The sequence below is a fragment of the Micrococcus sp. MS-ASIII-49 genome (genome assembly GCF_000946635.1).
GTDB classification, from domain to species: Bacteria; Actinomycetota; Actinomycetes; order Actinomycetales; family Micrococcaceae; genus Micrococcus; species Micrococcus luteus.
Map to the genome: position 1 here is coordinate 1 of NZ_JXSP01000009.1, position 10,754 is coordinate 10,754.

At 72.9% G+C, this 10,754-nt stretch carries 8 protein-coding genes; all 8 read left to right on the top strand.

The features are described from left to right. Positions 1-265, top strand: a 265-nt coding sequence (locus SJ20_RS00510; protein WP_044658571.1) for a 2-C-methyl-D-erythritol 2,4-cyclodiphosphate synthase, incomplete at its 5' end; no start/stop codon positions are given. 73 nt (positions 266-338) lie between these two features. Continuing rightward, positions 339-1,796, top strand: a complete 1,458-nt coding sequence (gene cysS, locus SJ20_RS00515; RefSeq protein ID WP_041104726.1) for a cysteine--tRNA ligase — start codon at positions 339-341, stop codon at positions 1,794-1,796. A gap of 74 nt (positions 1,797-1,870) precedes the next feature. Next, the gene (gene rlmB / locus SJ20_RS00520) at positions 1,871-2,860 is read left to right on the top strand and encodes a 23S rRNA (guanosine(2251)-2'-O)-methyltransferase RlmB (protein WP_036317879.1); all 990 of its coding nucleotides are present in this window, start codon (positions 1,871-1,873) and stop codon (positions 2,858-2,860) included. A gap of 232 nt (positions 2,861-3,092) precedes the next feature. Continuing rightward, entirely contained in the window at positions 3,093-4,103 is a 1,011-nt protein-coding gene (locus tag SJ20_RS00525; RefSeq protein ID WP_044658572.1) for an ABC transporter substrate-binding protein, read from the top strand. A gap of 131 nt (positions 4,104-4,234) precedes the next feature. After that, entirely contained in the window at positions 4,235-5,224 is a 990-nt protein-coding gene (locus SJ20_RS00530; RefSeq protein ID WP_036382447.1) for an ABC transporter permease, read from the top strand. Then, positions 5,217-6,008 (top strand): ABC transporter ATP-binding protein, encoded by a 792-nt coding sequence (locus SJ20_RS00535; RefSeq protein ID WP_041104730.1) that lies wholly within the window; start codon positions 5,217-5,219, stop codon positions 6,006-6,008. Before SJ20_RS00530 ends, SJ20_RS00535 begins: the two co-directional genes overlap by 8 nt. Before the next feature lie 103 nt (positions 6,009-6,111). Further along, complete coding sequence (locus SJ20_RS00540; RefSeq protein ID WP_044658573.1) at positions 6,112-8,211, top strand: alpha-1,4-glucan--maltose-1-phosphate maltosyltransferase; 2,100 nt, start codon at positions 6,112-6,114, stop codon at positions 8,209-8,211. Between the two features lie 40 nt (positions 8,212-8,251). After that, on the top strand, positions 8,252-10,582 hold the full coding sequence (glgB, locus tag SJ20_RS00545) for a 1,4-alpha-glucan branching protein GlgB (RefSeq protein ID WP_044658574.1): 2,331 nt from the start codon (positions 8,252-8,254) through the stop codon (positions 10,580-10,582). The last annotated feature ends 172 nt before the right edge of the window (positions 10,583-10,754 follow it).

The window sequence follows — 10,754 nt, forward strand, 5'->3', positions numbered from 1 at the left end:
GGACGCCTCCGGCGCGGACATGCTCCGCGAGGTGCTGCGCCTGCTGACGGAGGCGGGCCTCGCCGTCGGGAACGTGGCGGTCCAGGTGGTCGCACCCCGGCCCAAGGTGGGCACGCGCCGCGCGGAGATGGAGGCCGCCCTCTCCGCCGCCCTCGGCGGGGCCCCCGTGTCCGTCTCCGCCGCCACCACGGACCGGCTGGGGTTCATCGGGCGCAGGGAGGGGCTGGTCGGGATCGCGACCGCGCTCGTCGTCCCCGCGGCCTGAGCCCGCGTCGGCGCACCGACTAGGCTGGCAGAGCCCCGTCAGGACCCCGCCCCTCCGGAAGGACCGCGCCCCCATGGCCCAGCGCTTCTACGACACCCGCACCGCGCAGATCCGGGACTTCGAGCCCCTCGTGCCCGGCGAGGCGTCGGTGTACTACTGCGGGGCCACGGTGCAGGGCATGCCGCACGTGGGCCACGTGCGCAGCGCGATCGTGTTCGACATCCTCATCCGCTGGCTCGAGGCCACCGGGCTGCGCGTCACCTCGGTGCGGAACGTGACGGACATCGACGACAAGATCCTCGACCGCTCGGCCGCCTCCCACGAGGCCGGCTTCGAGGCCTCGGACCTCTACCCGGCCCGCGAGCCGTGGTGGGCCCTGGCCTACCGGTTCGAGAAGGCGTTCGACGCCGCCTACCTCGCCCTCGGCGTCCGCCGTCCCACCTATGAGCCGCGCGCCACCGGCCACGTGCCCGAGATGTTCGCGCTCATCGAGCGCCTGATGGAGCGCGGCCACGCCTACCCCGCGCAGGACGGCTCGGGCGACGTCTACTTCGACGTCCGGTCCTGGGAGCGCTACGGCGAGCTCACCCGCCAGCGCGTCGAGGACATGCAGGACGCCCCCGACGCCGACCCGCGCGGCAAGCGCGACCCCCGCGACTTCGCCCTGTGGAAGGGCGCCAAGCCCGGCGAGCCCGCCACCGCCGTGTGGGAGTCGCCCTGGGGCGCCGGCCGCCCCGGATGGCACCTGGAGTGCTCGGCCATGTCCACGAAGTACCTCGGCGCCGAGTTCGACATCCACGGCGGCGGCCTGGACCTGCGGTTCCCGCACCACGAGAACGAGCTGGCCCAGTCGGCGGCCGCCGGTGACGGCTTCGCCCGCTTCTGGCTGCACAACGGGCTCGTCACCTACGGCGGCGAGAAGATGTCCAAGTCCGTGGGCAACACGATCTCCCCCGAGGAGATGCTCGGCATGGCCCGCCCGACGGCGGTGCGCTATTTCCTGGGGCAGGCCCACTACCGCTCCCAGCTCGACTACCGGCCCGGCGCCCTCGACGAGGCCGAGGCCGCCGTCGAGCGCATCGAGGGCTTCACGGCCCGCGCCCGCGCCGCCGGCGCCGTCCCGCCCGCCCCCGACGGGGCGCTCGCGGACCGCGTGCCCGCCGCCTTCCGCACCGCCATGGAGGACGACCTCAACGTGCCCCAGGCGCTCGCGGCCCTGCACGAGGCCGTGCGCGCCGGCAACTCGGCGCTGGCCGGGCAGGACCTCGACGCCGCGGCCGCCCGCCTGGCCGAGGTGGAGGCCATGACCGCGGTGCTGGGCCTGGACGACGTGCCCGAGGGCGACGACGCCGCGGCCGGCCCGGTGTCGGACGCCCTCGACTCGCTCGTCCGGTCGCAGATCGAGGCGCGGGCACAGGCCCGCGCGGACAAGGACTGGGCCACCGCGGACCGCATCCGCGATGCGCTGGCCGCGGCCGGCGTCGTGGTGGAGGACGGCGCCGACGGCGCCACATGGCGCCTGGCGGACTGACACCTAGACTGGAGGGCGATCCGGCGGCGCCCCGCGTGCCGCCGCCCCCGTCCCCGGCCCGCAGGAGTCCCGCCATGTCCACCGCCCCCCGCTCCGGCGGATCCCGCAAGCCCAAGGGCAAGAAGGGCCCCATGAAGGGCACCGGCGGCCACGGCCGCAAGGCGCTCGAGGGCCGCGGACCCACCCCCAAGGCCGAGGACCGGGTCTACCACAAGGCGCACCGCGCCAAGCAGCTGGCCGAGCGCTCGGCCGCCAAGCGCGGCCCCGTGAAGGACCAGGTCCGCGGCCGCGTGAAGCTCACGGACGAGACGGTCTCCGGTCGCAACCCCGTGCTCGAGGCGCTGCGCGCGGGCATCCCGGCCAAGGCGCTGCACGTGGCCGTGCGCATCGAGATGGACGACCGCGTCAAGGAGGCCCTGCGCCTCTGCCTCGAACAGGGCGTGCCGGTCCTGGAGAACACCAAGCCGGAGCTGGACCGCCTCTCCGGCGAGGCCGTGCACCAGGGCATCGTGCTGCAGATCCCGCCCTATGAGTACGCGGACGCCACGGCCCTGGCCCTCGACGCGCTCGCGAAGCACGAGAAGGGGCACCTGCGGACCCCGCCGCTGCTGATCGCGCTCGACGGCATCACCGACCCCCGCAACCTCGGCGCCATCATCCGGGCCGGCTCCGCGTTCGACGCGGACGGCGTGATCGTGCCCGAGCGGCGCTCCGTCGGCGTGACCGCCACCGCCTGGCGCACCTCGGCCGGCGCGGCCGCGCGGGTGCCCGTGGCCCAGGCCGGCAACCTGAACACCACCCTCGTCGACCTGCACAGGGCCGGCTACTTCGTGCTGGGCCTCGACGGCGGCGGGGACGTCTCCCTGCCCGGGCTCGCCCTGGCCACGGAGCCGCTCGTGCTCGTGGTGGGGGCCGAGGGCAAGGGTCTGTCCCGCATGGTGCGGGAGCACTGCCAGCAGATCGTGTCCATCCCGATCGACTCGACGATGGAGTCCCTCAACGCCTCGATGGCGGTGGGCATCTCCCTGTACGAGATCTCGGTGCAGCGCGCCGGCGGGCGCTGACCTCCACGGCGTCCCGCCCGGGATGACGGCCGGGCGGGGACGCGGGGGTCGCACACGAAGCCCAGCGGGGCAGAGTGTCCACCGTGATGCCCATCACATGGCAGGATGTCGCGTGGACACGCCCACGTCTTGCCCGTGACGCGCGTCACCGCGCACAGTGTCTGCACTGTGTCCGACGGGCCCCCGTCGGCGAGCGCATCCCGCACCGCACCATCAGAACGAGGTCCGTCTCATGAAGCACCGCTCCCTCCCCCTCACCGCCGCCCTCGCCGTCGTCGCCCTCGGGCTCACGGCGTGCGGCGACTCCGGCTCCGGCGGCTCCGGCTCCTCCTCCGCCGCCGGCGGCGAGGGCTCCTACACCGTGGGCATCAACCAGCTCGTCTCCCACCCGGCGCTCGACGGCGCGGCCGAGGGCTTCAAGGAGGCGTTCGAGGACGCCGGCCTGGACGTGACGTTCGAGGAGCAGAACGCCCAGGGCGAGCAGGCCACCGTCACCTCCATCGCCTCCACCTTCGCCAACGACGCGGACGTCGACCTCGTGGCCGCGATCGCGACCCCCGCCGCGCAGGGCACCGCCTCGGCCGTGAAGGACAAGCCGGTCGTGTTCATGGCGGTCACCGATCCGAAGGGCGCTGAGCTCGTGGCCTCGGACGAGGCCCCGGGCGGCAACGTCACCGGCGTCTCGGACCGCAACCCGGTCAAGGAGCAGCTGCAGCTGCTCAAGGACGTGAAGCCGGACGCCACGACCGTCGGCATCGTCTACAACTCCGGCGAGGCCAACTCCAAGGTCCAGGTGGACCAGGCCAAGGAGGCCGGCAAGGAGCTGGGCCTCGAGGTCAAGGAGGCCACCATCACCAACTCGTCCGAGGTCCAGCAGGGCGTGCAGTCCCTGTCCGGCGTGGACGGCATCTACGTGCCCACGGACAACGCCGTCGTCTCGGCGCTGGAGACCGTGGTGGGCTACGGCGAGGAGCAGCGCATCCCCGTCATCTCGGCGGACATCGACTCCGTGGAGCGCGGTGCCCTGGGCACGTACGGCATCGACTACGAGGCGCACGGCAAGCAGGCCGGCGAGATGGCCGTGAAGATCCTCAAGGACGGCGCGAAGCCGGCCGAGCTGCCCGTGGGCTACGCCGACCCGGCCAACCTGCAGCTCGTGCTGAACCCGAAGGCCGCCGAGGCCTACGGCGTCGAGATCCCCGCCGAGCTCACGGACAGGGCCGATCAGCTCGTCGAGGGCTGATCCCGCGCCTGCCCGCCTCCGCGGCGGCCCGGACCTCGTGGTCCGGGCCGCCGCGGAGCACGTCGACGGCCGGCCCACCCCGTCCCGCCGTCGTCCGTCCCCCCTCGCACCGCCCGAAAGGCACCCGCCCCATGCTGACCGCAGTGGAACTGGGTCTGATCTACGCCGTCGTCGCGCTCGGCGTGTACCTGACCTTCCGCATCCTCGACTTCCCCGACCTCACGGTGGACGGCTCGTTCACCACCGGCGCCGCCACGGCCGCCGTGCTCATCACGGGCGGCACGCCGGTGCCCCTGGCCATGCTCGCCGCCTTCGTGGCGGGCGCGCTCGCGGGCCTCGTCACCGGCCTGCTGCACACGAAGGGCCGGATCGACGGCCTGCTCGCCGGCATCCTCACGATGATCGCGCTCTACTCGATCAACCTGCGGATCATGGGCAAGGCCAACATCCCCCTGCTCGGCCAGGACACCCTGTTCACGTGGCTCGGCGACCTGGGACTGGCCCGGAACTGGGGCTCGATCCTCGTGCTCTTCCTCGGTGTGTTCGTGGTGAAGCTGATCCTCGACTGGTTCCTGCACACGGACCTGGGCCTCGCCCTGCAGGCGACCGGTGACAACGAGGAGATGATCCGCTCGTACGGCGTCTCCACGGACCGGATGAAGATCCTCGGCCTGATGATCTCCAACGGCCTCGTGGCCCTCGGCGGCTCCCTGCTGGCCATGTACCAGGGCTTCGCGGACATCTCCATGGGCATCGGCCTCATCCTCGTGGGCCTGGCGTCCGTGATCGTGGGCCAGGCCGTGTTCGGCCAGCGCACGGTCTTCTGGGCGACGCTCGCCGTGATCGTCGGCGCCGTGCTCTACCGCCTGATCATCCAGTTCGCCCTCAACGCGGGCCTGAGCCCGAACGACATGAAGCTGATCTCCGCGGCCCTCGTCGTCGTGGCCCTGCTGCTGCCGCGCTTCGGCTTCGCCAGGCGCCTGAGCCTGCGCACGCGGGGCACGGCCGCGACCCCGGCGCCGGCCGCCGCCGCTCCGGCCACCGCCGGCATGCCCCTGACTGGCGAGCCGGGCGGCGCCACCCCCGCCGCATCCGTCTCCGAGGAGGCCCCCCGTGCTTGAGATCTCACAGGTCTCCAAGACCTTCTTCCCGAACACCGTCAACGAGCGGCGCGCCCTGCGGGGCATCGACCTGCACCTGGCCGAGGGCGACTTCGTCACCGTGATCGGCTCCAACGGCGCCGGCAAGTCCACGATCCTGAACACGATCGCCGGCAAGCTGCTCCCGGACACCGGCACCGTGGCCGTGGGCGGCAAGGACGTCACCCGCATGCCGGACCACCGCCGCGCGGCCTCGATCGGCCGGGTGTTCCAGGACCCGACGGCGGGCACGGCCCCGAATCTCACGATCGAGGAGAACATGGCCCTGGCCTGGCGACGCGGGCACGCCCGCGGGCTCTCGCGGGGCGTCTCCCGCGCCCGGCGCGCGATGTTCCGCGACGAGCTCACGAAGCTCGAACTCGGCCTGGAGAACCGCCTCACCGCCAAGGTCGGGCTGCTCTCCGGTGGCCAGCGTCAGGCGCTCAGCCTGCTCATGGCCACGTTCTCCGGACCGAAGATCCTGCTGCTGGACGAGCACACCGCCGCCCTGGACCCGTCCCGGGCGGAGCTGGTGACCCGCCTGACCCGGCAGGTGGTGGCCGAGCACCGGCTCACCACGCTGATGGTCACGCACAACATGTCCCAGGCCCTCGAGGTCGGCAACCGGCTGATCATGATGCACGACGGCCGGATCATCCTCGAGCTGGACGAGCAGGAGAAGGCCGGGCGCACCCCGGCGGACCTGCTGGCCGAGTTCGGCAAGATCAAGGGCGCCGTCGTGGACGACAAGACCATGCTGTCCTGAGCGTCCCGTCCGGCGCCCCGTCCCCGGCCCGCCCCTCCGCCCCCCACGGCGGGCGGGCGGGCCGGCCGTTCTCACCGGCGCGGCCGCGGGGTAGCGTCGTGGCGTGAGCACCGTGAAGCCCGACACCCAGAGCGCCACCGCAGCCGATGTCCGCCTCCAGACCGTCACGGGGCGTATCCCGGTGACGGACGTGCAGCCCGTGGTGCTGGACGGCCGGTTCCCGGCGAAGGCCGTGGTCGGCGAGGACATCCCCGTCCGCGCGACCGTGTTCCGCGAGGGCCACGACTCCGTGCGCGCCACCGTCCGCCTGTTCGACCCGGCCGGCGCCGAGGTGCAGCGCGTGCAGATGCGTCCGGGCCGGCCCGGCCTGGACGAGGTCGTGGCCACGCTGCGGCCCGCCGAGCCGGGCCTGCACCAGTTCGTGGTCGAGGGCTGGGACGATCCGGTGGGCACGTGGAAGCACGCGGCCACCGTCAAGATCGCCGCCGGCGTCGACGTGGAGCTGATGCTCGCCGAGGGCGCCGCCCTGTTCCGCCGGGCCGCCGAGGACGCGGAGCGCTCGGCCGAGGACCGCGCCGTGTTCGAGGAGGTCGTTCGCGGCCTCGAGGACGAGTCGCTCATCCCGGCCCAGCGCCTGGCCTCCGCCGAGTCGGCGGAGGTGTCCGCCGTCCTCCACGCCCGCCCCGTGCGGGAGCACCTCACGAGCTCCGAGCTCTACCCGCTGGACGTGCAGCGCGAGCTCGCCGGCCGCGGCGCCTGGTACGAGTTCTTCCCCCGCTCCGAGGGCGCCCGCTTCGACGAGGCCTCCGGCACGTGGTCCTCTGGCACCTTCGCGACGGCGGCCGACCGGCTCCCGGCGGTCGCCCGGATGGGCTTCCAGGTGGTCTACCTGCCGCCGATCCACCCGATCGGCACCACGCACCGCAAGGGTCCGAACAACACGCTGACGGCCGGGCCGCAGGACCCGGGCTCGCCGTGGGCGATCGGTGGGCCCGAGGGCGGGCACGACGCCGTGCACCCGGACCTGGGCACCGTCGAGGACTTCGAGGCGTTCGTGGCCGCGGCCGCGGACGAGGGCCTCGAAGTGGCCCTGGACCTGGCCCTGCAGTGCTCCCCGGACCACCCGTGGGTCGCCGCGCACCCGGAGTGGTTCACCACCCGCGTGGACGGCACCATCGCGTATGCGGAGAACCCGCCGAAGAAGTACCAGGACATCTACCCGCTGAACTTCGACAACGACCCGGGCGGCCTCGCCCAGGCGGTGCTGGACGTGGTGCGGGGCTGGGTGGCCCGCGGCGTGCACATCTTCCGCGTGGACAACCCGCACACCAAGCCCCTGTGGTTCTGGGAGTGGCTGATCGCGAAGGTCCGCGCCGAGGAGCCGCGCGTCGTGTTCCTCGCCGAGGCCTTCACCCGTCCCGCGATGATGCACGCCCTGGGCAAGGTCGGGTTCCAGCAGTCCTACGGGTACTTCACCTGGCGGAACACGGCCGAGGAGCTTGCGGAGTACCTCCAGGAGATCTCGCACGAGACGCCGGCGTTCTATCGCCCCAACCTCTTCGTCAACACGCCGGACATCCTCACGGAGTACCTGCAGCACGGCGGCCCGGGCGCGTTCCGGATCCGCGCCGTCGTCGCCGCCACGGCCAGCCCGCTGTGGGGCGTCTACGCCGGGTTCGAGCTGTTCGAGCACGTGGCCCGGCCGGGCGCGGAGGAGTACATCGACAACGAGAAGTACGAGTACCGCCCCCGGGACTGGGAGGGCGCGGAGGCCGCGGGTGCCTCGCTCGCCCCGTACCTCACCCGGCTCAATGAGATCCGCGCGGCGCACCCGGCGCTGGGCGACCTGCAGAACCTGACCCTGCACGCCTCGACGCACCCTGACCTGCTCGTGTTCTCGAAGACGCGCTCGGCCCGGCCCGAGGGTGCGCACCGGGACGCCGAGGCGGTCACCGACGCCGGTCCCGCGGAGGACACCCTGATCGTCGTCGTCACCACGAACCCGCACGACGTCGTCGAGGCGACCCTGGACCTGGACCTCGAGGCGCTGCGTCTGCGCCCCGAGGACCGCGACGCGTCCGGGGCCGTCGAGGTGGAGGACCTGCTCACCGGCCAGCGCTGGCGGTGGGGCCGCACCCCGTACGTCCGCCTGGACCCCCACGTCGAGCCCGCCCATGTCCTGCGGGTCGTCCGGAACGGCTGAGCCGCTCCCGACGCCCGCCGTCCCCAGAACAGGAATCGCCATGACCCCGTCCGCCGCCCCCCGTCCCGCCGTCGCCCCGCTCGCCGTGGACCCGGAGGTGCTGGCCGCCGTCGCGCAGGGCCGGCACCACGATCCGCACACCGTGCTGGGCGCCCACCCGCATCCCGACGGCGCCGCGGTCACCTACCGCGTGCTGCGCCCGCTGGCGCGCACGGTCACGGTGGTCCGCGCCGGCGACGGGCAGCGGGTGGAGCTGACGCACGAGCACGACGGCGTGTTCGCGGGCGTGGCCCCGACGCCCCGGGTGGCCGGGGCCGCCGCGGGCGACTACCGCGTCGAGGTGGCGTACGAGACCGAGGACGGCACGACCGGCCCCGTCCAGGAGCAGGACGACGCGTACCGGCACCTGCCCACGCTCGGCGAGCTGGACCTGCACCTGATCGGGGAGGGCCGGCACGAACGGCTGTGGGAGGTGCTCGGCGCCCGCGTGGTCCGCACCTCCGCCGACGAGGCCGTCGGCACGGCCTTCGCGGTCTGGGCGCCGAACGCGCGGGCCGTGCGCGTGGTGGGCGACCACAACGGCTGGGACGGCCGGACCCACGCCATGCGGTCCCTCGGCTCCTCCGGCGTGTGGGAGCTGCTGGCGCCCGGCGTCGGTCACGGCGACCGCTACAAGTTCGAGATCCTCGGCCGGGACGGGCTCTGGCGGCAGAAGGCGGACCCGATGGCCCGCTGGACGGAGGTCCCGCCGGCCACGGCCTCGCGTGTGCTCGAGTCCGACTACGCCTTCGGGGACCGCACCTGGATGGAGCGCCGCCGTCTCACGGACCCGCACGAGCGCCCGCTGAGCATCTACGAGGTGCACCTGGGCTCGTGGCGGCCCGGGCTGGACTACCGCGAGCTGGCCGAGCAGCTCGTGGAGTACGTGCAGTGGCTCGGGTTCACGCACGTGGAGTTCCTGCCGGTCGCGGAGCATCCGTTCGGCGGGTCCTGGGGCTACCAGGTGACCGGCTACTACGCCCCCACCTCCCGGTTCGGCTCCCCGGACGAGTTCAAGCACCTGGTGGACGCGCTCCACCGGGCGGGGATCGGCGTCATCGTGGACTGGGTGCCGGCGCACTTCCCGAAGGACGAGTGGGCGCTCGCGCGCTTCGACGGGACCGCCCTGTACGAGCACCCGGACCCGCGGCGGGGCGAACATCCCGACTGGGGCACCCTCGTGTTCGACTTCGGCCGCACCGAGGTCCGCAACTTCCTCGTGGCCAACGCGCTCTACTGGCTCGGCGAGTTCCACATCGACGGGCTGCGCGTGGACGCCGTCGCCTCGATGCTCTACCTGGACTACTCGCGCGAGGACGGGCAGTGGGAGCCCAACGTGCACGGCGGCAACCACAACCTCGAGGCCATCGACTTCCTGCGCGAGGTCAACGCGACCGTGTACCGCCTGCACCCCGGCGTCCACATGATCGCGGAGGAGTCCACGGCCTTCTCCGGGGTGAGCGCTCCCGTGGACGCGGGCGGTCTCGGCTTCGGCAAGAAGTGGAACATGGGCTGGATGCACGACACCCTGGCCTACCTGTCCCAGGACCCGGTCAACCGCCGGTGGCACCACGAGCAGTGGACGTTCTCCATGGTGTACGCCTACTCGGAGAACTACGTGCTGCCGCTGTCCCACGATGAGGTCGTCCACGGCAAGGGCTCCCTGCTGGGCCGCATCCCGGGCGACCGACGGCAGCAGCTGGCGACCCTGCGCGCCTACTACGGGTACATGTGGGCGCACCCCGGCAAGCAGCTGCTGTTCATGGGCGGGGAGTACGCGCAGCCGAGCGAGTGGTCCGAGGGCGAGGGCCTGGACTGGCCCGTCTCGTGGGATGAGGCGCACCGCGGGGTCCAGCTGACGATCCGGGAGCTCAACGCGCTCTACCGCAGCAAGCCGGCGCTGTGGTCGCTGGACCACAGCCCGGAGGGATTCTCGTGGGTGGACGGCGGCGACGCCGACGGCAACACGCTCGTGTTCCTCCGCATGCCCGCGGCGCAGGTGGTGCCGGAGACACGGATCGACGACGACGGCGCCGCGGTCCCGGCCGCCGAACCGGGCGGCGCCCCGCTGCTGTGCATCACCAACCTCTCGGGGTCGCCGCGTCAGGGGCTGCGCGTGGGGGTGCCGTCCGCGGGGGAGTGGACGGTGGTGCTGGACACGGACTCAACCGACTTCCACGGTGACGGCTGGCGGGAGCAGACCGGCCAGTCCGAGGTGATCGCTGCCCATGAGGGCCAGTGGCAGGGCCAGCCTGCCCACGTCACGGTGAACGTGCCGGCGCTGACCACCCTGTGGCTCCAGCCGCACCCGGACTCGACGGTCACGCCCTGACGCGTGGTGCACGTCACGATCGACGGTCTTGGCGCGGGAGTGCCAAACCGAGTCGGACGCCATCGAGGAATCCGCGAGAACACGCGGAAGCCGACCGTCCGCCCGGGGCTGCACGCCGGGTGTCACCCCTGATTTTGTGTTCGGTGGGGTTCGTGTGTAGAGTTCCATCTCG